Source organism: Prauserella marina (genome assembly GCF_002240355.1).
GTDB lineage: Bacteria > Actinomycetota > Actinomycetes > Mycobacteriales > Pseudonocardiaceae > Prauserella_A > Prauserella_A marina.
In genome coordinates, this window is sequence record NZ_CP016353.1 from 3120674 (window position 1) to 3142136 (window position 21463).

Annotated in this window: 22 protein-coding genes; 17 read left to right on the forward strand and 5 right to left on the reverse strand. The window is 69.0% G+C overall.

Going from position 1 to position 21463, the window contains the following annotated elements; all coding sequences use genetic code 11:
- Positions 1-30: 30 nt before the first annotated feature.
- Positions 31-828, reverse strand: a complete 798-nt coding sequence (locus BAY61_RS14590; protein WP_091798317.1) for an FAD binding domain-containing protein — start codon at positions 826-828, stop codon at positions 31-33.
- Positions 829-997: 169 nt separating this feature from the next.
- Here BAY61_RS14590 and BAY61_RS14595 point away from each other — a divergent pair, with 169 nt between their 5' ends.
- From BAY61_RS14595 to BAY61_RS14635, 8 genes are all read left to right on the forward strand, one after another.
- Entirely contained in the window at positions 998-1675 is a 678-nt protein-coding gene (locus BAY61_RS14595; RefSeq protein ID WP_091798320.1) for a GntR family transcriptional regulator, read from the forward strand.
- Between the two features lie 115 nt (positions 1676-1790).
- Positions 1791-2708 carry an NAD(P)H-binding protein gene (locus BAY61_RS14600; RefSeq protein WP_091798994.1) on the forward strand — a complete coding sequence of 306 codons (918 nt, stop codon included), beginning with the start codon at positions 1791-1793 and terminating at the stop codon, positions 2706-2708.
- Positions 2705-3385, forward strand: coding sequence for a CPBP family intramembrane glutamic endopeptidase (locus BAY61_RS14605; protein WP_245866098.1), 681 nt, complete (start codon positions 2705-2707; stop codon positions 3383-3385). Before BAY61_RS14600 ends, BAY61_RS14605 begins: the two co-directional genes overlap by 4 nt.
- Positions 3386-3458: 73 nt before the next feature.
- A complete protein-coding gene (locus tag BAY61_RS14610; RefSeq protein WP_091798322.1) occupies positions 3459-3707 on the forward strand; it encodes a lipopolysaccharide assembly protein LapA domain-containing protein in 249 nt (82 codons plus the stop codon).
- Positions 3708-4450: 743 nt separating this feature from the next.
- The gene (locus BAY61_RS14620; RefSeq protein ID WP_091798328.1) at positions 4451-5449 is read left to right on the forward strand and encodes a 2-keto-3-deoxygluconate permease; all 999 of its coding nucleotides are present in this window, start codon (positions 4451-4453) and stop codon (positions 5447-5449) included.
- A complete protein-coding gene (locus BAY61_RS14625) occupies positions 5446-6645 on the forward strand; it encodes a four-carbon acid sugar kinase family protein (protein ID WP_091798330.1) in 1200 nt (399 codons plus the stop codon). The genes BAY61_RS14620 and BAY61_RS14625 overlap by 4 nt, the downstream gene beginning before the upstream one ends.
- Complete coding sequence (pdxA, locus tag BAY61_RS14630) at positions 6642-7685, forward strand: 4-hydroxythreonine-4-phosphate dehydrogenase PdxA (protein ID WP_091798333.1); 1044 nt, start codon at positions 6642-6644, stop codon at positions 7683-7685. The genes BAY61_RS14625 and pdxA overlap by 4 nt, the downstream gene beginning before the upstream one ends.
- A gap of 10 nt (positions 7686-7695) precedes the next feature.
- On the forward strand, positions 7696-8541 hold the full coding sequence (locus BAY61_RS14635; RefSeq protein ID WP_091798335.1) for a GntR family transcriptional regulator: 846 nt from the start codon (positions 7696-7698) through the stop codon (positions 8539-8541).
- A gap of 7 nt (positions 8542-8548) precedes the next feature.
- Here BAY61_RS14635 and BAY61_RS14640 read toward each other — a convergent pair whose 3' ends face one another.
- Complete coding sequence (locus BAY61_RS14640) at positions 8549-9961, reverse strand: condensation domain-containing protein (RefSeq protein ID WP_091798337.1); 1413 nt, start codon at positions 9959-9961, stop codon at positions 8549-8551.
- 338 nt (positions 9962-10299) lie between these two features.
- On the reverse strand, positions 10300-10653 hold the full coding sequence (locus BAY61_RS14645) for a hypothetical protein (RefSeq protein WP_143021330.1): 354 nt from the start codon (positions 10651-10653) through the stop codon (positions 10300-10302).
- Positions 10654-11015: 362 nt separating this feature from the next.
- Here BAY61_RS14645 and BAY61_RS14650 point away from each other — a divergent pair, with 362 nt between their 5' ends.
- The 4 genes from BAY61_RS14650 (at position 11016) to BAY61_RS33535 (ending at position 13438) form a co-directional block, all read left to right on the forward strand.
- Positions 11016-11846 (forward strand): DeoR/GlpR family DNA-binding transcription regulator, encoded by an 831-nt coding sequence (locus tag BAY61_RS14650; protein WP_091798342.1) that lies wholly within the window; start codon positions 11016-11018, stop codon positions 11844-11846.
- A gap of 115 nt (positions 11847-11961) precedes the next feature.
- Entirely contained in the window at positions 11962-12837 is an 876-nt protein-coding gene (locus BAY61_RS32880) for a hypothetical protein (protein ID WP_170140006.1), read from the forward strand.
- Between the two features lie 91 nt (positions 12838-12928).
- On the forward strand, positions 12929-13078 hold the full coding sequence (locus BAY61_RS32885; protein WP_170140005.1) for a hypothetical protein: 150 nt from the start codon (positions 12929-12931) through the stop codon (positions 13076-13078).
- A gap of 123 nt (positions 13079-13201) precedes the next feature.
- Positions 13202-13438, forward strand: coding sequence for a hypothetical protein (locus BAY61_RS33535; RefSeq protein WP_245866102.1), 237 nt, complete (start codon positions 13202-13204; stop codon positions 13436-13438).
- A 229-nt stretch (positions 13439-13667) separates the two neighbouring features.
- On the opposite strand, the gene BAY61_RS14665 is transcribed toward BAY61_RS33535, so the two are convergent.
- Complete coding sequence (locus tag BAY61_RS14665) at positions 13668-14192, reverse strand: carboxymuconolactone decarboxylase family protein (protein WP_245866104.1); 525 nt, start codon at positions 14190-14192, stop codon at positions 13668-13670.
- Positions 14193-14354: 162 nt separating this feature from the next.
- Here BAY61_RS14665 and BAY61_RS14670 point away from each other — a divergent pair, with 162 nt between their 5' ends.
- From BAY61_RS14670 to BAY61_RS14690, 5 genes are all read left to right on the forward strand, one after another.
- Positions 14355-15578, forward strand: a complete 1224-nt coding sequence (locus BAY61_RS14670) for a PucR family transcriptional regulator (protein WP_245866106.1) — start codon at positions 14355-14357, stop codon at positions 15576-15578.
- 150 nt (positions 15579-15728) lie between these two features.
- Positions 15729-17210 (forward strand): dihydrolipoyl dehydrogenase, encoded by a 1482-nt coding sequence (gene lpdA / locus BAY61_RS14675; RefSeq protein WP_091798344.1) that lies wholly within the window; start codon positions 15729-15731, stop codon positions 17208-17210.
- A gap of 9 nt (positions 17211-17219) precedes the next feature.
- On the forward strand, positions 17220-18263 hold the full coding sequence (gene pdhA, locus BAY61_RS14680; RefSeq protein ID WP_091798346.1) for a pyruvate dehydrogenase (acetyl-transferring) E1 component subunit alpha: 1044 nt from the start codon (positions 17220-17222) through the stop codon (positions 18261-18263).
- A gap of 15 nt (positions 18264-18278) precedes the next feature.
- Positions 18279-19274: an alpha-ketoacid dehydrogenase subunit beta gene (locus tag BAY61_RS14685; protein ID WP_091798351.1), complete on the forward strand. Its 996-nt coding sequence runs from the start codon at positions 18279-18281 to the stop codon at positions 19272-19274.
- A 34-nt stretch (positions 19275-19308) separates the two neighbouring features.
- On the forward strand, positions 19309-20511 hold the full coding sequence (locus BAY61_RS14690) for a dihydrolipoamide acetyltransferase family protein (protein WP_176879525.1): 1203 nt from the start codon (positions 19309-19311) through the stop codon (positions 20509-20511).
- A gap of 27 nt (positions 20512-20538) precedes the next feature.
- On the opposite strand, the gene BAY61_RS14695 is transcribed toward BAY61_RS14690, so the two are convergent.
- Complete coding sequence (locus tag BAY61_RS14695) at positions 20539-21426, reverse strand: hypothetical protein (protein ID WP_094168492.1); 888 nt, start codon at positions 21424-21426, stop codon at positions 20539-20541.
- Between the last annotated feature and the right edge of the window lie 37 nt (positions 21427-21463).

Here is a 21463-nt window from a genome sequence, read left to right on the forward strand (position 1 = left end):
TCCCTTCCAGGAAAGGGGAACGAGGGGGTTTCAGCCGAGCAGTGTTCTGCGCAGGTGCACGGGAAGTACCCTGCGCCGGTACCAGGCACTGGCGTAGGCGTCGTCGGCCGGTGCGATGTCTGCCCGCGCGGCCCGGCCCGCGGCTTCGACCGTGGCCGGGGTGAGCGGTCGGCCTGCCAGCGCCGCTTCCGCCGAGGTTGCGCGCACGGGGGAGGGGGCGACTCCGCCGAGTGCGATCCTCGGGTCGGCGATGACCCCGGCTCGCCGGCCGATCACGGCGGCGACGGTGACGATCGAGGCGGAGTTGAGCTTGCGGCGCATGGCTTTGTGATAGCGCCAGGTGTCTGGATCGGGGAGGTCGAAGCGCACCGACGTCACGATGGCTCCGGCTCCGGTTCTGGCGAGGCCGGTGACGGTGGTGTCGTAGGTGCCCGACCGCCCCGCGACGGTCACGGTCGCGCCGAGAGCGAGCAGGCAGACCGCGAGATCGCCGTAAGGGCCGTCCGCGAACAGATTGCCGCCCACGGTGGCGGTGTTGCGCAGTGTCGGTGACCCGATGCCGCGCACGGCGGGGTGGAGAAACTCGAGGCGGGGCTCGCCGAGGAGGTCGCCGAGCGGCGTGGCGGCGCCGACGCGGACGCCGCCCTCGGTGGTGGTGATGCCGGAGAGGCCGAGCCGGTGCAGGCTGATCAGTTCGGCCGAGGGGGCCTCGCCCGCGTTCACCGCTGCCATGACGAGCGTTCCACCGCCGAGCACGGAGCCGCCTTGATGGAGCAGATCCGTCGCCGCCGAGATCGATTCGGGCGCGTGCACCGCCGTGACCAGCATGCTCTTACCTCTTCTCGCGACAGCGTCATCGGTTCGCCGGGAGTGGTGGAGCGGTTCGAGCGGGTAACTATCGATAATTGATAATCGCTAAAGCTAGGCCGGGTCGGCGGCACGGTCAAGGGCGTGGCGTCATCGAGAATCGATAACCCGGCGTTGTTATCGTTGCCCGATGACCGGCAACGCCGAACAACCGCTGGCCCGCCTCACGCTCGCGCAGCAGATCAGGGACGCACTCGTCAGCAGGATCGTCTCCGGTGAGATCAAGCCGGGACAGCGGCTGGTGGAGACCCAACTCGCGGCGACGTACGGCACGAGTCAGGCCCCGGTGCGCGAGGCGTTGCGCGAGCTGGAGTCCATGCGGATGGTGGAAACCCGGCCGCGGCGCGGTACGTTCGTCAGGCACTTCGTCCAGCAGACGCTCAAGGAGAGCTACGTCGTCAGGGCCGCGCTCGAAGAGACGGCGACCCGGCTGGCGATGCTCGGCGGCCGGTTGCCGCTGGCCGAACTGCGCGCCGAGGTCAAGGCGATGCGCGCGGCGGCGAAAGCGGACGACGCGGAGGCGGCCTGCTGGGCGAGTGTCGCCTTCCACCGGCACATCGTCCGCGCCGCGCACAACGAACTGCTCGCGTTGTCGTGGGAGGCGCTGCAAATCGAGGCCCGCACGGCGGTGACGATGGTCGCGGCCGATGTGAGCCCGCGCCAGGTCGCTCGCGACCACGCCGAACTGCTCGCCTCGCTCGAAGCGGGCGATCTCGAACAGGCGTGCAGGCATGCGAGGGACCACCAGTGGCACTACGCGGATCTCCCGCACGACGCGCACGGAAAGGCGCGTGGCAGCGCGGGCTGAACGCCGCTCGTCCTGCGGCGTGTCCCGTCGTGGATTACCGTCGCTTCGGCGCGGGGCGGCGGGTGCCGTCCGAACGCGACACCACGTCGCGGGCGAGCATGATCGGGTGTGGCTGATGAGAGTTCTGGTGGCGGGATCCTCCGGCTTCGTCGGCCGCAGGCTCTGTCCCGCGCTTGAGGAGCACGGGCACACCGTGCTCGCGATGACGAGGCAGCCGGAGCATTACGCCGGTGCGGGCACCGCTGTCTATGGCGACGTGCACGACGAGGACTCGCTGCGCTCCGCGCTTGCCGGTGTCGACGCGGCGTACTACCTCGTGCACTCGCTGGGCGAGCGGGACTTCGAACAACAGGACGCCGCGGCGGCGAGGGCCTTTGCCACGGCCGCAAGGGACGCCGGTGTGCACAACCTGGTGTATCTCGGCGGTCTCGGCGAGGAATCCGACGAGCTTTCCGCGCACCTGCGCAGCAGGCGGCAGGTCGAGTACGTACTGGCCGCCGAAGGCGTTCCGGTCACCGTACTTCGCGCGGGGATCATCATCGGGCACGGCGGGATCTCCTGGGAGATCACCCGCCAGCTCGTGGAGAATCTTCCCGTCATGGTCACGCCGCGCTGGGTCGGCACCCGCGCGCAACCCATCGCGGTCGCCGACGTCGTGCGGTATCTCGTCGCCGTGCTCGGGGAACCAGCCGCCATCGGCAGGACCTTCGAGATCGGCGGAAGCGAGGTGCTGACCTATGTGGACATGCTGAAGAGGCTCGCCGTGCTGGAAGGTCGGCGGCTGCTCGTGATCGCCGTTCCCCTTCTGTCGCCCCGGTTGTCGTCGCAATGGCTGTCGCTGGTCACCGATGTCGACGTGCCGACGGGAAGGGCGCTCATCGATTCGATGGGCAACGAGGTCGTCGTCTCCGACGACCGGCACGGTGGCATTCGCGAGATCGTGGACTTCACGCCCATGGGATACGACGACGCGGCTCTGGCCGCCCTGCGGGAGCGGGCGATGTCCCGTCGTGAGCGGAAGGAACGCAGGTGACCTTGTCGCGTGCCGCGGTGCCGAGGTCGCGTGTGCTCGCCTGCGCCGGTGCGCTGGGCGCGGCCACGCTGGGCCGGTCGCTGTCGGCCAGCCCGGCGTCGAGGACGTTCTACGTTTTCGGCACGGTGACCGCCGCCGTGTGGCTCGCGGGAGGACTGCTGGCCGGGCCCTCGTCCCCGCGACGGCGGCCCCGCGCGGGCACTGCCGGGTGGCTGTCGGGAGTCGCGACCGGCGCGGCGGCGTTCGGGTTCTTCCGGATCTGTGCCGTGCCCGCGCGGCGAATCCCGTTGCTGCGCAAGGCGATCACCGGGGTCCTGCGGCACGCGAAGGCGGGAGATCCCAGGGCGATCCTGCTGACAACGGTGGTCAATGGCGCCGCGGAGGAGGTCTTCTTCCGCGGCGCGGTGTACGCCGCTGGCGGGACCCGGCCCGTGCTGACGTCGACGGCGGCGTATGTCCTCGTCACCACGGCCACCCGCAATCCGGCTCTGGTGGTGGCCTCGGCCGTGATGGGAACGCTGTGCGGCCTGCAACGGAAGGCGAGCGGCGGTATCGCGGCACCGGTGCTCACCCACCTCGTGTGGTCGGTGCTCATGGTGCGCGCGCTTCCTCCGTTGTTCGGTGATCCGTCCGTTGAGGACGGTCGTGACGGCGTCCGCCGTGCCCGTAAAGTGTGAAATGCCCGTGCCTCGCGTGCCGTCGTTCCGGCCGCATACTGGGAGAGCCGCGTCTTGAGGAACGGAGTGAGCCATGAGCACCGTACGCGCAGGCTGGGGAAGGGCCATCGGGACGAAGCTGCGGGCGGTGCCGGTCACCACGTGGCTCGCGCTGGCCATCGTCGTGGTGGCGCTGGTCTTCGTTCTGCAGAACCGCAATGAGACCAGCGTTCACCTCTTCGGGGCGGCGCTGACGGCGCCGCTTTGGTTGACCTTGTTGTTCACCTTCCTCGCCGGTGTGCTCGCGGGCTGGCTCGGCAAGCGAAGGCGGACCCGCCGCTAGCGGCCCAGGAGCCCGCCTCCCCCGTGCCCTTGCCCGCGGAACCCGCGAGTCCCCCGTCCAGGCCGTCGAGATCCGCACTCAGGCGGCCGAGATCCGCATTCGGGACGGCGAGATCCGCATTCGGGGCCGTGACATGCGCGATCAGGTCGCCGAGATCTGCGTTCGTGCGGGCGAGATCCGCCGGGGAGACCGTGTCGTGACGCCGGACGCGCGAGTGGAAGGACAGGCGAGTCGAAGACGGTGAGAGCAACCGGCACCGAGTCCATCCCCGTTCATCCACGTCATCACGCACTGGATCCAGGAAGTGACTGTTCGCGACATTCGCGACCACCGCGATGGTGGCGGCACCGGATCTCGTCGTCGCCGGGCGTGTACCTCGTCGCATGTGGGCGTCGTCGGATGTGGTCAGCATCGGGGTGTGGGTCTCGCCGATTGTGGATCTCGGTCGCGTGGGTGTGCATCTCGCATACCCCACCGCGGATCTCGGTGGCCAGGATTCGGATCTCAGGGTCCTGCACGCGGATCTCGCGGTCCCGGATGCGGATCTCGCGGTCCTGAACGCAGAACTCGGGCATCTGAGTGCGGATCTCGGCGTCCTGGGCGGGGGACTCGCGGACGTACGGGGGACTCGCGGGGCTCGGCGGACGGGCGGGGGCTGGTTCGGGCACGCCCCGGTATGTTCTTATACGTACAACATGTACGTATAAGCGACCTACGGGTCGGGTGCCTGCAAGGAGGCCGGCGTGAGTGGTTCGGAAACGTCGCGAGTTCCCCTGTTCGCCACGATGCAACGCATCCCAGGCGGACTGATGCTGATTCCGCTGGTTCTCGGCACCCTTTTCGGCACCTTCGCCCCCGGTGCGCTGGAGATCGGCAGCTTCACGACCGCGTTGTTCCAGGACAGCGCACTACCGCTCATCGCGCTGCTGATCTTCGCGACGGGCACGCAGGTCTCGATGCGCACCGGCGGCCCGATCCTCGCCACCGCGGGCACGATGCTGCTGATGAAGAGCCTGATCCCGGCGGGCCTCGTCGTGCTGCTCGGGGTCTTCGTCGGCATCGACGGCCTGCTCGGCGTCTCACTGCTGGGCCTGCTCGCCGCGATCGACAACAGCAATGGCGGGCTCTGGCTCGCGTTCGCCGGTCAGTACGGCGACGAGCGCGACCGCGGCGCCTACATCGCGAGCGCCATCAACGACGGGCCGTTCCTGAGCCTGCTGTTCCTCGGCGCGTCCGGATTCGGCGACATCCCGGTGCTCGCGCTGGTCGCGGCCATCGTCCCGTTCCTGCTCGGCGTGCTCGTCGGCAACCTGGACCGGCAGTGGAGCAAGGTCGTCGAGCCGGTGCCCAACATCGTCATCCCGTTCTTCGCCTTCGCGCTCGGTACCGGCATCGACCTCGGCGACGTGGTCACCGGCGGGCTCACCGGTGTGGTCGTCGGCCTGATCGTGGCACCGTTCACCGGTTTCCTCTGCTACCTCGGATACCGGTTCATCCTTCGCCGTGGCGCGATGTCCGGCATCGGCTTCGCGCAGGGCACCACCGCGGGCAACGCCATTGCTACACCCGCTGTCGTCGCGGCGGCCGATCCCCGGTTCCAGGAGTTCGTCGGCACCGCGACAGCGCAAGTGGCGGCATCGGTGCTGGTGACGGCCATCGTCGCGCCCCTGCTGGCGACGTGGGCACTCAACCGTGCCGGTGCGCTGCGTCCGGCCGGGGTCGTGGAGACGCAACCGTCATGAGCTACGACATCGCGATCATCGCCGACGACCTGACCGGCGCCGGTGACACCGCCGTGCAGTTCTCCGAGCAGGGCTGGACCGCCGAACTCAGGTTGCGCAGCGGTGAGACCAGCCCCGGAGCGGCGGCGACCGTGGTCGCCGTGACGACGGATTCACGGGCACTCGGCGAGCACGATGCCGCCGTCAAGGTTCGAGACGCTACCGCGCGACTGCGCGAACAGGGCGTGACGCGGTTCTTCAAGAAGGTCGATTCGACGCTACGCGGCCCCATCCGGGCCGAGATCGACGCCGCGCTCGGCGTGCTGGCACCGGGCACCATCGCCGTGGTCTGTCCCGCCTTTCCCGACGTCGGCAGGACGGTCGCCGGTGGAACACTGCTCGTCGACGGCGTCCCGGTCGCCGAGACGGTGATCGGTTCGGACCCGGTCAACCCGGTGACCATGAGCGAGGTACCCGAACTGCTCGGCGCGCCGCTCGTGCGGCTCGATCCGGCCGAGCCGCCCTCGCGATGGGCCGACCGGATCCGGGAGGCGGGCAGCGGGGTCGTCGTACTCGACGCGGCCGACAACGCCGGTCTCGACCGGATCGCCGCAGCGGTCGCCGAGCTCGGCGACCGCGCGCTGCCCGTCGGCTCCGCCGGACTGGCCTCGGCACTCGCGAAACGGTGGCGGCCACGGGAACGGCCCTCGACCGCGCTCGTCGTGGTCACGAGCCTCAACGCGGCCTCCCGCGAGCAGGCCTCCGCGCTCACCGACGCCGCCGCGGTGCGGCACGAGCCGACCGGGCTGGAACTGTCCGACGACACCGCGTGGGAGGTGTTCGTCGACGGTGTACTCGCCTCGGCGAGCGCCCGGCCCCGCGCCCTGCTCGTCATCGCCCCCGAACGGGAAACCGCGACCGTCGCCGCCGGCCTGGTGCCGCGCCGCCTCGCCGACGCCGCCGCACGGGTGGTGCGCTCGGGAAACGTGGCCGGTGTCGTCGTCACCGGCGGAGACGGGGCGCGGGCACTGCTCGACGGGCTCGACAGCACCGGGATCCGGTTGCGCGGCCACGTCGCGCCCGGTGTCGCGCTCGGCGCCGTCGTCGGTGGCTGGGCGGCGGGTCTGCCGGTCGCGACGAAAGCGGGTGGCTTCGGTGGACCCGGCGTATTGATCAAGGCCGCGGACGCGGTACGAGAGAACAGGAGCGATCGTTGACCGACCAGCAGCTGCCCACACTCGCCCTCACTCTTGGCGACGTCGCGGGGATCGGCCCGGAAATCACGGTGCGCACCCTGTTGCGCCACAACGATCTCAGGCAGATCTGCACGCCGGTCGTCGTCGGTGACGAGGGCACGGTCAGCAGGGCCGTGGCCATGCTCGGAGAGGATCCCGGCGTGGTGCGGGTGCTGGCCTCGCCGCGCGATGCCGAGAACGCCGAGGGCACGATCGAACTGGTGCAGGAAGGCGAGCCGTTGCCTGAGCTGCCTCCCGGCGAACTGAGCGGCGTCGCCGGTGACGCGGCGGCGAGGTTCGTGATGCGGGCCTGCGCGCTGGCGAGGGAAGGGCTCGTCGACGGCATCGTGACCGCCCCGCTGAACAAGGCGGCCATGCACGCGGGAGGACACGACTGGCCCGGCCACACCGAACTGCTCGCCCACGAGTTCGGCGTAACCAATTTCAGTCTCGTCCTCTCCGCCGGTGAGCTGTTCTTCTTCCACCTGACCACCCACGTCTCGCTGCGCGAGGCGATCGGCGGTGTCACTCCGGAGCGCACCGGCAACGTGCTGCGCCTCGTCGGTTCCTTCGCCACCGCGCTCGGCAAAGGACAGGAACGGATCGGCGTGGCTGGGCTCAACCCGCACGCGGGGGAGGACCGCCTGTTCGGCGACGAGGACGCCGACATCCTCGCTCCCGCGGTGAAAAGGGCGAAGGCGGAGGGAATCAACGCGGTCGGCCCGCTTCCGGCCGATGCGCTCATTCCCTCCGCCGTCAGGGGAAACTGGCGTTTCGTCGTCGTGTGCTACCACGACCAGGGTCACGCGCCGTTCAAGGCGGTGTACGGCGACGACGGCGTGAACATCACCGTCGGACTTCCCGTCGTGCGGGTGTCGGTCGATCACGGCACCGCGTTCGACATCGCGGGCAAGGGCATCGCGAGGGAAGCCAGCATGGTGCTCGCGACGCGAAGGGCCGCCGAACTCGCCCCAGGCTGGCACCAGGTGTGGGAGACGGCCCGCTCGGATGGGGCGGCATAGACTTCCGATCATGGGCGTCGACAGGAACACATCGCGGCCACTGCATCAGCAGGTCGCGCAGTCCCTTCGGCGGCGGATCCTCGGGCACGACCTGCCGCCGGGCGCGGTGCTGCCCAGCGAGGCCGAACTGTGCTCGGCCTTCGGGGTCGGCCGCAGCGTGATCCGTCAGGCCGTCGCCGGTCTCGCCGCCGACGGGCTCCTCATCCGCAGCCAGGGCAGGCCGACCGTGGTCGCCTCGCCTTCGGAGTACCGGAGGCTGGTCCAGCGGGCGACGGGCATGTTCGACCAGTTCGCGGGAAGCGGCCAGGAGCTGCGCACCACCGTGCGTGAGTTGCGGGCCGACGAACCGCCGCCGCCCGCCAGGGCGTTCCTGCGCACGGCGGAGACGGTGAGGCTGGAAAGGGTCAGGCTCGTCGACGGCAACCCACTGTCCTATGTGCGCACCTGGCTGCCATCGGAGCGGGTTCCCGGTCTGACCGCGGGGGAACTCACCGACGCCTCGCTGCACCGGCTGCTCGCGAGCCGCTACGAGCTGCGGCCGGTGAGCGGGCGAAGGCAGGTGCGCGCTGTCGCCGCCGACGACCTGCTTGCCGAGGCGTTGCACACCGAGCAGGGCGGTCCGTTGCTGTTGCTGGAAGGTGAGACCACCGACCAGTACGACCGGCCGCTCGAATGGTTTTCCGCCTGGCACAGGGCGGATCGGGTCGTGTTCGACATCGACGTGTCCGAAACGGCGGAGACGGTGCGGATCGGACCGCTCGACAGGGAAGTCACCGGGCCGGCGACCGGACCGGGAACGGCCGAGCTGGCGAGGGCGAGGGAGTTGCTCGCCGAACTCGGGAAGCTGCTGGGCTGAACCGCCCTCAGCTCATGCGTCCCTTCGCCATGTCGCGAAGGGTTTCGGCGACCAGGTCCTTGAATCTCGCCTTGGTTTCGTGTGCTCGCGGGGTGTCGGCGTAGATGGAGTTGACGAAAAGGCCATCGGCGTTGCGGTGGAACCAGTGGCAGATGCCGTTGCTGCGCGAGGCCCAGATGTGTTTCTTCGCGTTCCACTTGGGGAGGTGCTCGCCGCCGAGTGCCTTCCGGAAGTCGAGGTAGGAGAAGAAGTTCACGGCGTAGGGCCACGACCTGAGGTTCGCCAGTTCGGGAGCGAGCACCTGCCATGCCTTGACGAACGGGACCTCCGCTCCGGCGAGCATGTCCTGAAGGGCGACGTCGACGCCTTTGACGAGTTCGGCGAAGTCTTTGTCGGCGGCGACGGAGAACTCGATGGGCATCGTGTTCACGAACCAGCCCATGGAGTGCCGCCAGCCGCCTTTTCCGCGTTCGCTGACCGGCATCAGCCCCCGGTACACGTCGGGGCCGCCCGCTTCGCGCAGCGCGACACCGGTGGCGGCGAGCACGGCCATCGACAACCGGCCGCCGGCGTCGACGCTGCGGCTGCTCAGCGCGGCGGTCTCCTCAGGGGTCAGCAACGCGTCGGTGTCGTTGACCGTCTCGTACATCTGACCGGGTTCGAGCCCGAGGTCGAGTGGGTAGCGGGGGAAGAACCCTCCGTTGCGGGCGGTGAAGTCCCTCCAGTATCCGAGCTTCGGGTCGTCGGCTTCGATCGAGGTGTACCGGTGACGCTGGACGTGCCCGAAGTCGACGTAGCTGCCCGCCTCCGGCAATTCGGGCTCGCGGCCCTCGGCGTAGGCGGTGTAGGCGGCGGTGATGTCGTTGACCGCGATGGGGCTCGACATGCCGTCGCAGACGAGGTGATCGTAGGCGACGAACATCGTGGTGTAGTCCGGGCGTTCGACGGCGCCCATGACGATGAGCGGCCAGCGCAGCGTGTCGATACCGGACACGAAGAACTCGTGGATGAAGTCCCTGAGCTCGGCCGTTGTCGCGAGGTACCCGATGTCGTCGCGGGTGATCGTGACCTCGTCGGCAGGCAGCGCCGTGCAGCTCACGTCGCCGGTGAGTCCCGTGAATTCGCAGCGCAGCACCTCGTGCCTGCGCACGAAGTACAGCAGTGCCGATGTCAGCGCCGCGTGATCGAGCGCGCCGGGCAGTTCGAAGGTGGTAGCCACCCAGGAGGCGAGCGGGTCGGCGTCCTGCCTGGCTTCGACCGCGGCGGTGAAGTGTTTGTTCTGGTTGAACGACGCGTCCCGCCGCTGTGACACCTCGGACGGCACGGACGGCTCGGGGGCTTCGGTCGTGGTCGAGCTGAGCCGCCATTGCGACACATGGCCCGGTTCGATGTCCAATTCGCGGACGGGGATTTGCAGCATTGACGTCCCAACGGTTCGGCGGAAACTGGGGGAACAGACGCGGAGGGGCCGCCGCTCGCACGAAGGTATGAACCTTTACGTGCCGACAGCTACTCTGGGTCTTGCCCCGTCGGCGTTCTGGTCATTCGTCCGGGTGAGCCAGCGGCTGGGCTCAGTGCGGCGATCACCCGGGCGCATTCGTCATTCCTTTGCCTGCAAAGAAGATTCGCTGACCGGGCCGCAGCCTAGCAGCAGGAGAACGGCAAGTGGGACAAGGGCACCGCGCGACGGCGCCGTGCTGCCGAAGGGAATGAGAGCGCCGGTGACGGCGAGCGTTCCGGCTGGCTACTGTGGACGGTTCAGGCGGTGGTGTGGCGAGTCGCCAGTCTGCCCAGCGTCATCATGAGGGGAAAGCCGACGATGGCGAGCAGGACGGTACCCGCTCCGATGCCGCCCAGTACGGCGAACACCACGAAGCTCACCGCGGCGAGCGCGCCCGCGATCGTGCCGTGCGTCGATGACAGTCGTGAGGCGCCGAGGACGGCCTCGGCGGCGAGCAGCACGAATGCCATCGGTGCCGCGGCGTCGACGAGGTGAAGCAGAAACGCTGTCAGCACGAAAAGCACGCCTGCCCGCGCGAGCGCGAAGCCCTGCGGTACGCCCGCGTTACGACCGCTGGTTCGCTCCATCCGGACAGTCACAGCTACTGTCATCGCAGTGCGAGCTCCCGCTTTCAAGATGCCGCTGGTGTTCTTGACGTTTTCCTAACGCCGGTTTTTACACCCGAAACCGAGCCGTCCTGAGTCCTTGGATCCACTGTGGACATACTTGGCCACGTCGAATTCTGTGTGAATATGTCGGACTGGGTAAACGCGGCAAACCGCGCGAAGCGGGCGGGCAGACGAGCCAGACCGCCTGCCGGGACACAAAATCAGCAAAATACCGGGCATCCGGCGAGCCGGAACCGCTGCCGCCGTGGTGTTGACTGTTGCCGGGAATCCTCGATGTGCGTGCGATAATGTGCGACCCTTGACGAGGGTTGGGGCCGGGAACCACAGCGAGCGGAGGGGCGGCGATGCTGGCGAGCCAACGGCGGGCACGGATACTCGATGAGATCCGTCGCAGCGGCGCCGTGCAGGTCAGCGATCTGGTGGCCCGGCTCGGCGTGTCGGACATGACGATCCGCAGGGACCTCGGTGTTCTCGCGCGTGAGGGGCAACTCCAGAAGGTGCACGGTGGCGCCGTGCTTCCGGGAGGGCGCAGTACCGAGGAACCGGGCTTCGCCGCGAAATCCAACCGGCAGAACGCCGAGAAGGAAGCGATCGCGACGGAGGCGCTGAGCCTCGTCGAGCCGGGAATGGCGCTCGGTCTCTCGGGTGGTACGACGACCTGGACGTTCGCCAGATCGCTGAGGGACGTCCCCGACATCACCGTCGTGACCAATTCCGTGCAGGTGGCCGATCTGTTCTCAGGGCAACCGCGTCCTGATCAGACGGTCGTGCTCACCGGAGGCATCCGCACGCCGTCCGAGGCCCTCGTCGGCCCGTTCGCCGTCGCCGCGATCCGTTCGGTCAACCTCGACCTGATGTTCCTCGGCGTGCACGGCATGGATCTGCGCAGCGGGTTCACCACTCCCAATCTCGTGGAGGCCGAGACCGACCGGGCTTTCGTCGAAGCGTCGCGGCGGTTCGTCGTACTCGCCGACCACACCAAATACGGTGTGCTCGGGATCAGCACCATCGCCGGTATCGAGGCGGCCGACGTGCTGATCACCGATTCCGGTCTCGCGGAGGAGTACCGGGGCCCCTTGCGCGAGCGGGTCGGCGAACTCATCGTCGCGCACGCGGCCGTCCCGGAGCAGCCGGTCCCGCAACCGTCGGTGGAATCGGCTCGTTCGGCGGAGTGACGGCGGGGCAAGCCCGTACGGTCGAGGACACCTTCGGCCCTGCCGTTACTGGATCGGAATGAAACCAGGGTGTCCGCGCTGGGTGGACTGCTAGCTTTCCGCCGGGGAGTCTGGAATGTCTCCTTCGGCTGGGCCTGGTGCCGTGAGCCAGCCGATACCGAAAGCAGCCGACCGGCTCGAAGCCGGTCCGGACACCAGCGAAGGACGAGCCACCATGACGTATCCGCCGCAGCACGACATGCCCGGATGGCGGGGTGAGCCCGGACATGGGGCGCGATCCGGTACGTACGGCGGAGCTGGCGTACCACCACGACCCCCGAAGAGGGGATTGCTGATCGGGATCGTCAGTGCGGCTCTCGTCGCGGTCGTGGCTGTCGGCGTCGTCTTCTACGTCACGAGAGACGGCGGTTCCGGCGACGACGGTGCGCCGGTCGCGCAAGGTCGGGGCGGATTCGAGATCAGCGCGGACGAACCGGAGAGTCCGGAGCAACCCGGCGACGACACCCCCGATTCGCACCGAGGCGGGACCTGGCGGTACATCGACGACCTGTGCGACAGGGTCACCATCGATCCCTATGTCTCAGGTATGTCCGAGGCGTCGCCGAGGCTGGATTTCGACTTCGAACTCGGGAGTGGTCAAGGGTCGATGGGCTGCGTGCTCAATTACCGGGGCGAGGGCCGTTCGGTGGTGCTGAGTGTCGCGATCTGGGTGGGTTCGACGCCCGAAAAGGCGAAGGCGACGTATGAGAAGAACATCGAATACTACTACCAGGACGACCCGGTCGAAACGGTTCTTCCCGGTGACTGGGATCAGTCGGTCGTACGTACCGGGGGAGGCATCTCCGAAACCAGCGTGAATTCGGCTGTCCTGCTTGAGCACGTGACCGCGTATGTGCACGTCGGCGGCAGCGGCCTTCCCTACACCGAAGCCGAGATCCCCGGCATGGCATTGCGGACGATCGAGGAAATGCTTGAGCTGACCTCGGTGTGAACGGCGCACTGCGGCCTGTCCGGCGTGCTCAATCCACAATGGACAGTCCTTGGCTCGGCGTCGTTGCCCGAACGCCAGCCATCGTTGCACCGTGACGACGACGAGCAGGATGGTGCCGCTCACCAGCGCCTGCCAGTTCGATTTCAGCGACCCGATCTGGTTGATGACGTGCTTGATCACCTGGAGCAGCAGCAGCAGCACGCCGACGAGCGAGCCGAGCCGGTACCCGCGCCACCGGTGAGCAGTGTGCCGCCCAGTACCACGGCAGAGATGACCTCCAGTTCCATGCCCACGCCGAGCACCGGTATAGGTCGGCACCGTCGTCCGCACCACGGGAAGGCTTATCAGTTCGGCGGCGTCGCAATTGCGGCTCGATCCGCTGCTGGACGAATGGGTCATGATGGCGGCGCACCGGCAGCACCGGGCGTTCCGGCCCGCCGAGGAGAATTGCCCGTTCTGCCCGTCGGGGCGGGGCAGGCAGGCGGAGATTTCCGCCGCGAGCTACACCGTCGCGAGCTCCGAGAGCCTGTCCACCCTCGCCGACCCCGAGCGGGCCGACATCAGGCATCCGCTGGTTGCGGCCGGGCTCAAGACGCTGTGAGGTCGTGTGCTTCACGAGTGATCACAACGCCCGCTTCGCCGATCTGAGTGCCGAACAGGCGGTGCTCGTCTGGACGCGCTGGCCGACCGGACCAGCGAACTGTCCGCATTGGACGGCTGACAGCTCAAGCACCTCGCCGGTTCGGAGTCGGGGATGGGTGCCTCATCACCGACTCGCTGCCGGAAGACGTCGCGGCCCGGCTCAGGGAGATCGGAGCCGAGCCGCGATGCTAGGCCGCTGGCGCCGGATGAAGCCCAGCCACCAGGTTGAACGAGCCGGTGAGCTGGTTGAGCGCGACAAGGCCGACCACATCGGCGATGATCCGCTCGGTCCAGCCGTGCTCGCCCAGCTCCGCGATGTCGGCGTCGGTGAGACCCGATGGCTCGGCCAGTACCCGCACGGCGAAGGTCAGCAGCGCGGTTTCCCGCTCGTCGGCGGCGACCCCCTGCCTCGCGAGCGTGATGCCGGACTCGGTGACCCCGGCTTTGCGCGCGGCCCGCGTGTGGGCGGCCAGGCACAGCTCGCAGCCGATCCACTGCTGGAGCGCCAGCGAGATCTTCTCGCTCAGCGCCCGTGGCAGCGTGGCTCGCTTCATCGCCCTCGACAGTTCGAGGTAGCCCATGAGCAGTGCGGGGGAGTGTGCCATGGTCGCGACCATGGGGCCCACCTGCCCCGAACGCTCGGTGAGCTCGGCGAGCACGGCACGCGAACGCTCGGGTGCGGTGTCCTGATCGGCGGCTGCGATGCGGGGCACGGTTCCTCCTCGTGACTCGCGGATACCCGGCCGGGGTATGCGTCGTTTATACCCCTACAGGGTACCGAAAAGCAATGATCGATTCCCTGAGCCGAGCGGGACGGGAGTCGCCGCGGGGGAGGGTTAGTCTGCTCTGTTGTGCGAGATGTTGTGCGAGATGTTGTGCGAGACGCGCGAGGTGATACCGCGTCGGCGAGTACCAGGACGCTTGCCGAGGCGTGGCTGACCGATGTCGATGTGCTGACCGGCCGGTTGCTGACGGCGATCTTCACCGACAATCCGGAGTGGACCGACTACGAACCGGTACCCCGCGCCGATCTGCGCGAAGGCTGCAAGCAGTACCTGACCCGGATACTGGAGATCCTCAGCGGTGCGGCCGGAGGGCCGGACGGGGACGACGTCGCCGCCTCGATCGGCAGGCACAGGGCCGAACAGGGCGTCCGCCTCGAAGTGATGTTGCGGACCTTCCGGCTCGGCGGCCGCATCGTGTGGGAGGCGCTGCTCGAACAGGCGGAGCTGACCGGGGTGGCCCCGCACGACGTGCTGGAGGCCGGTACCGCGATGTGGTCGGTGATCGACGGGCTGTCCTCGACGCTGTCGACGTACTACCGCAACACCGAGCTGGAGCGCGTCCGGCTCGACGAGCAGCGACGGCACGCGCTGATCGAGGACCTGCTCGGCGGAAGGGCGGGTGACGCGACGTTCGCGGCGAGGGCGGCGAGCGAGCTGAACCTGCCAGCGGGCGGTGGTTACGTCGTCGTGGTGGCCGACCAGGCCGCCGACGGTACCCCGGCGCTGTCGAGCCCGAGGGCGACGCTCAGCGCGCTGCGGATCTTCTCGGTCTGGCAGTCCAGAGTGGATACCGAGGTCGGCATCGTCGCGCTGGAGAACCGGCCGCCTGCCGCGGTGCTCGACCGGTTGCGTCCGCTGGCCAGGGGCAGAGCCGGGGTGTCGCCGCCCGTCGCCTCGCTCACCGAGATCGGCACGGCACACGCGCTGGCTCAGGTCGCGTTGGGCACCTCGCCCAAGGGGGCGGCCGAGGTGGTCTCACTGGAACAGCGCTACCCGGAGGCGCTGCTCGTGCGCTCGCCCGAACTGGCGGCGCGCATGGCAGGTCAGGTCCTCGGCGGCGTGCTCGCCAGGCCCGAGAAGGAACGTGACGTGCTGTTGCGGACCATCACCGCCTGGCTGGAGGAGAACCGCTCCGCCGCCAACGCCGCCGTGCGCCTGCACTGCCACCGCAACACCGTGTTGAACCGGTTGCAGCGCGTGGCCGAGCTGATCGGAAGGCCGCTTGAGGGGCGGAAGGCCTACGTCGAGCTATCTCTCGCGCTGTCGGCGCTCGACCTGCCCCGCGACGAGGAGGGCCCGGCGCCGGGGGCGTGACTGGGCGCGATGGGGCTTGATCACCCTTGATTGGGCACAGTGCCCAATCAAGGGTGATCAGTTCTGGGCTGTCGCGCATGGTGCCGGTGCCTCGCGGTCACGACACTCGTCCCTGACCGAGTTGCGTGACGCGAGAAGGAGCACGACGCCGTGCGCGAATTCGATGTGCTGGTGGTCGGTGGCGGGCCTGGTGGCTACGTGGCCGCGATCCGGGCCGCCCAGCGAGGGCTTTCGGTGGCCCTCGTGGAAAAGGAGCGCGCGGGGGGCGTGTGCCTCAACTGGGGCTGCATTCCCACCAAAGCCATGCTGCGCTCGGCCGAGGTGCTGCAAACCGTGCGGGACGCCGCCGAGTTCGGGGTCTTCGCCGACAACGTCCGCTTCGACTACGCCACCGTGCGCGGTCGCAAGGACGGCATCGTCAAGGGGCTCACCGACGGCGTCGCGGGCCTGCTGAAAGCCAATGGCGTCACCGTCATCTCCGGCCACGCCACGTTCACCGGTCCGACCACAGTGGACATTCATGGCGTCGGTTCCTCCCCGCAGGGCCCCGGCGGCCCGCGCTACGCGGCGGAGCCCGATGGCGCGGCGACGGAGACCGTGTGCGCCCGCGACGTGATCATCGCTACCGGATCGGTTCCCGCGCGCTTGCCCGTCGATGGCGCGGACCTGCCGGGTGTGGTGACTTCGGACGGGGCGTTCGGGCTCACTGAGATTCCCGGCAGGGTGGTGATCGTCGGAGGCAGCGCGGTCGGCGCCGAATGGGCGAACCTGTTCGCCACCTTCGGCAGCGACGTGACGATCGTGGAGACCCGGGACCGGCTCGTTCCCGCTGAGGACGCCGACATCGGCACGGCGCTCGGCAGGTCGTTCACCCGCAGGGGCATCGAGGTGCTCACCGGCTGCACGGTCGCCGGTATCCGGCAGCGGACGGTGCGCAAGGCGAGGAAGAATCAGCCAGCCGGGCTGCTGGTCACCGTCGAGGGGCAGCAGGCGAAAGAACTCGAAGCCGACGTCGTACTGATCGGGGTCGGCCGCACGCCCAACACCGCGAACCTCAATCTCGCGGCCACCGGTGCCGCCACCGACGAGCGCGGCTTCATCACCGTGGACGAGCGGCTGCGCACCACGACGGAGCACGTGTACGCGATCGGCGACGTGACGGGCAAGGCACTGCTGGCCCACGTCGCCTCGCATCAGGGCACCACGGCCGCCGACGTCATCGCCGGTCACGAGGCGCACCTCGACTACACGGTGATTCCCGCCGCTACCTTCACCCACCCCGAGATCGCGAGCGTCGGTCTCACCGAGGCCGCCGCCGTCGCGGCCGGGCACGACGTCGTCACGGCGAAGTTCCCGTTCTCGGCGCTGGGAAGGGCGATGAGCGTCGGTGACACCGAGGGATTCGCGAAGATCGTCGCGGGCAAGGTCCACGGCGAGGTGCTCGGCGTGCACATCATCGGCCCTTCGGCGAGCGACCTGATCACCGAGGGCGCGCTCGCGATGACCACGGAGGCCACGCTCGACGAACTCGCGGGCACGATCCACGCCCATCCCACTCTCGGCGAGATCGGCATGGAGGCCGCGCTGACCGCGCTCGGCCTTCCCGTTCACGTCGCACCGAAGAAGCGCTGAGGAGTATCGATGACGGAGACACTGGACAGGGTCGTCACCGCCCTCTCCGCGGAGGATCCGGGCGTCGTGCGCGGTTACTACCGCGAGATGGTGCTGATCCGCCGGTTCGAGGAACGCGCGGCGCAGGGCTACACGCAGGCCAAGATCGGCGGCTACTGCCACCTGAATCTCGGCGAGGAGGCGACCGTCGTCGGGTTGATGGCGGCGCTGCGCCCGAGTGACTATCTGTTCACCAACTACCGCGAGCACGGCTACGCGATCGCCAAGGGCATCGAACCGGGCAGGGTGATGGCCGAGCTGTACGGCCGCACCACCGGCACCTCGAAGGGCTGGGGCGGCTCGATGCACATGTTCGACACCGGGTCGCGGCTGCTCGGCGGCTACGGCATCGTCGGAGGGCAGCTCCCGCTGGCCGTCGGCGCGGCGCTCGCCATCGACTACCGGGGCGGCGACGACGTGGTGGTGTGCCAGATGGGCGACGGGACCACCAACATCGGCGCGTTCCACGAATCGCTCAACATCGCGGCGCTGTGGAACCTGCCCGTGGTCTTCGTCGTGATCAACAACAACCTCGGCATGGGAACGACGGTCGAGCAGTCGTCGGCGGAGCCGGAGTTGTTCCGCCGCGCCTCGGCCTACCGGATGACCGGCGAGCGGGTCGACGGTACCGACGTACTCGCGGTGAGGGACGCCGCGACCCGGCTGGTCGCGGGCGCGAGGGAAGAGGGGAAACCCGCGCTGCTGGAGGCGGTCAGCGAACGGCTCAAGGGACACTCCGTCGTCGACCCCGGAAAGTACCGCGACGCCGAGGCGATCGAGCGGGCGAGGGGGGCCGATCCGATCACGCGGTTCCGCGCGGAGCTGCTGGAGACCGGATTGCTCGACGAGGCGACCGCCATCGAGATCGAGGCCGCCGCGCAGGCCGACGCGGACGCGGCGGTCGAATTCGCCGACGCGAGCCCGCATCCCGACCCGGCGACCCTCTTCGACTACACCTACGCCACGCCCGTCGCCGGTGAGTCGCGGAGGCTCCCCGCCGACCCGCTCTTCTGACCACAAAGGACTATCGTGCCCGTCATCACATACCGCGAAGCGCTGCGCAGCACCCTGCGCGAGGAGATGCAGCGCGACGAGAACGTCTTGCTCATCGGCGAGGAGATCGGCGTCTTCGAGGGCTCCTACAAGATCACGGCCGGTCTGCTCGCCGAGTTCGGCGAGAAGCGGGTCCGTGACACGCCGATCGCCGAGGAGGGCTTCGTCGGCGCCGCCGTCGGCGCGGCGATGCTCGGCCTGCGGCCCGTCGTCGAGCTCATGACGATCAACTTCTCGTTGCTCGCGCTCGACCAGATCGTCAACCACGCCGCCAAGATCTACGGCATGTTCGGCGGCCAGACGAGCGTGCCGATGGTCATCAGGACCCCCGGAGGGGGCGGGCAGCAGCTCGGCGCGACCCACTCGCAGAACATCGAGCTGTACTACGCGTTCGTCCCCGGTTTGAAGGTCGTGGCGCCGAGTACCCCCGCCGACGCGCGCGCTCTGCTGCTGTCGGCGCTGCGGGACGACGATCCCGTGCTGTTCCTGGAAAATCTCGCGCTGTACAACACCAAGGGCGAGGTGCCCGACGACCTCGCCCCCGCCCCGATCGGCAAGGCGGCGGTGACGAGGGAAGGCAGCGACATCACCATCATCGGCTACTCGCGGATGGCCGCCGTCGCCACCTCGGTCGCTGACCGGCTGCGCGAGGAATCGGGGATCTCGGCCGAGGTGATCGACCTGCGCAGCCTCCGCCCGCTCGACAGGGACACGATCGTCGAATCGGTGCGCAAGACCGGGTGTGCCGTCGTCGCCGAGGACGACTGGCTCACCTACGGTATCGGCGCCGAGATCGCCGCGTCCATTTCGGACGGCGCGTTCGACTACCTCGACGCGCCGGTGCGCAGGGTCGCCGCAGCCGAGGTTCCGCTTCCCTACGCCAAACCCCTTGAGCAGGCCGCGCTGCCGTCGGCCGAATCGCTGCTCACCGCTGTTTCCGAAACGTTGGACGCGGTCGGCCGGCGCCGCTGACCACCGGACCACACTGTCGAACCGAGGACGAGAAATGCCCGACATCAGCATGCCGCGACTGTCCGACACCATGGAGGACGGCGTCATCGTGGCCTGGCACAAACAGGTAGGCGACCAGGTCGGCAAGGGGGAAGTGCTGGCCGAGATCGAGACCGACAAGGCCATCATGGAGCTGGAGTCCTACGACGAAGGGATACTGGAGCGGGTACTCGTCGCCGAGGGGGAGCGCGTCGCGATCGGTACCCCCATCGGGATCGTCGGAGACGGGACCGGCTCGGCTTCCCCCGCGCCGGTGCCGGCTCCGGCCGCTGTCGCCGCCACGCCGTTGGTGGCGGGGGCCGCGGCGGTCGTGCCGGACGGCGAGCGAGGGCCGAAGTCCTCCCCGCTGGCCCGCAAGGTCGCCAGGGAACTGGGCGTCGAACTCGCCGGGGTCGCCGGAACGGGACCCGGCGGCCGGATCATCAGGCGCGACGTCGAATCCGCGGCACGTGAGGCCGCCGATACCCCCGCCCCCGCGTCAGCAGTATCCACTGTGGAGGCAGGCGAGGACACCGAGCTGGTGCCGTTGAGCAGCATGCGCCGGGTGGCGGCGAAGCGGCTCACCGAAAGCAAGCAGCAGGCGCCGCACTTCTATTTGACCAGCGCGATCGATGTGACCGAGCTGCTGGCCTTCCGGGGCACGGTCAACGCGACCCTCGCCGGGGCCGGGGGACCCAAGGTCAGCGTCAACGACCTGATCGTGAAGGCGGTCGCCGTCGCGCTGCGGGAAAACCCCGACGTCAACGTGTCGTTCGCCGGTGACGATCTGGCCAGGCACAAGCGGATCAACCTCGGCATCGCGGTCGCGGTACCCGATGGGCTCGTCGTGCCGGTCGTGCCCGACGCCGATCGCAAGAGCGTCTCCGAGATCGCGGCTGAGGCGAGGGAAAAGGGGGAGCGGGCCCGCGAGGGCAAACTCAAGGCCGCCGAGATGTCGGGTGGAACCTTCACGATCTCCAACCTCGGCATGTTCGGCATCGAGCAGTTCGCCGCCGTGATCAACCCTCCGGAGGCCGCGATTCTCGCCGTCGGCGCGGCCGCCGAGGAAGTCAAGGTCGTCGAAGGCGAGTTCGTGGCCCGCAAGATCCTGCGCGTGACGCTCTCGGCCGATCACCGTGCCGTCGACGGCGCGACCGGCGCCCGTTTCCTGAGCACCCTCACCGGATTGCTGGAGGCACCGCTGCGCATCCTCGCCTGACCGCCGCCGTTTCCGGCGCGGTCGGCGTCACCGGTGGTCCGGCGCCTGCTCGTCGTCGTCGGGGGCGGTGGCGCCCGCGCTGCCCACGATGTCGGCGAACCGGGTCAGTTCCTCGCGCACCTCGGCGATGAGCGCGCTCGCCTTGGCCATCTCGATACTGAGTTCGGCCGCGGTCTGCTGGTAGGCGGGTTCGGTGCCGGCGAGACCGAGCCTCGGCAGCACCTCGGCCGGGGTGGCCAACAGCGCGGGACGGCTGTCGAGCATTCGCTGCTGCTCGTCGGTGAGCTGATGCACCGCCATGGCCGCACCTGCCTTGACGACGAGCAGCGCACCGAGCCGCACGGCGGCGGTGTCGCTTCCCTGCACGGATTCCAGCAGCGGTCCCAGATGCCGCATCAGCGCGGCGGTGACCACCGCGTCGTCGGGATCGATCCGCCCGGCAGGCCGGGATTCGAGCGCCTCGGCGAGCGGCGGCCTTTCGGTCGTGCCGGGAGGCCCGGAAGGCGCGGACGGCGAGGTGTGAAACCACGAGCCCTCTTCGGTGTCTTCCCGCGCGACCACCTCGGAGCCCGCGAGCCGGACGAGCCGTTCCACCTCGGCGAGAACGGCCTCGGGTTCGCCCGTTCCCGGAAGGTGGCAGGACACGGCCAGTTCGCCGGGTAGGTGTGTTCGCGCGGCGCGGTCGGTGAGCCACGCGCGCAGTGCCGTGATGACGGCGGGATCCCGCTCACCGGCTCGCTCAAGCAGCACGGTCAGCCGGTGAATGGTGTCGTCGCCGGGATGGGCGCGCAGGTCGCCGAGCGCGCCCGCCGCCTCGCTGTCGTCGGCGATCAGGCCGCCGACCGGTTCGGGAAGGACGGCGCGTGGATCGGCGGCCAGTTCTTCGGCAATGCGCCGCATACGAAAGTCGAGCACGGGCCGCCCCCTGTGTCCGCGATATCCGTAATGTTCG

Coding starts and splice junctions, on each gene's coding strand:
- BAY61_RS14635 (WP_091798335.1), top strand. CDS start 7,696: ATGGGCGTCGACAGGAACACATCGCGGCCACTGCATCAGCAGGTCGCG.
- BAY61_RS14625 (WP_091798330.1), top strand. CDS start 5,446: ATGAGCTACGACATCGCGATCATCGCCGACGACCTGACCGGCGCCGGT.
- BAY61_RS14590 (WP_091798317.1), bottom strand. CDS start 828: ATGCTGGTCACGGCGGTGCACGCGCCCGAATCGATCTCGGCGGCGACG.
- BAY61_RS32880 (WP_170140006.1), top strand. CDS start 11,962: ATGTCTCCTTCGGCTGGGCCTGGTGCCGTGAGCCAGCCGATACCGAAA.
- BAY61_RS14650 (WP_091798342.1), top strand. CDS start 11,016: ATGCTGGCGAGCCAACGGCGGGCACGGATACTCGATGAGATCCGTCGC.
- BAY61_RS14690 (WP_176879525.1), top strand. CDS start 19,309: ATGCCCGACATCAGCATGCCGCGACTGTCCGACACCATGGAGGACGGC.
- BAY61_RS14600 (WP_091798994.1), top strand. CDS start 1,791: ATGAGAGTTCTGGTGGCGGGATCCTCCGGCTTCGTCGGCCGCAGGCTC.
- BAY61_RS14595 (WP_091798320.1), top strand. CDS start 998: ATGACCGGCAACGCCGAACAACCGCTGGCCCGCCTCACGCTCGCGCAG.
- BAY61_RS14645 (WP_143021330.1), bottom strand. CDS start 10,653: ATGACAGTAGCTGTGACTGTCCGGATGGAGCGAACCAGCGGTCGTAAC.
- pdhA (WP_091798346.1), top strand. CDS start 17,220: ATGACGGAGACACTGGACAGGGTCGTCACCGCCCTCTCCGCGGAGGAT.
- BAY61_RS14610 (WP_091798322.1), top strand. CDS start 3,459: ATGAGCACCGTACGCGCAGGCTGGGGAAGGGCCATCGGGACGAAGCTG.
- BAY61_RS14640 (WP_091798337.1), bottom strand. CDS start 9,961: ATGCTGCAAATCCCCGTCCGCGAATTGGACATCGAACCGGGCCATGTG.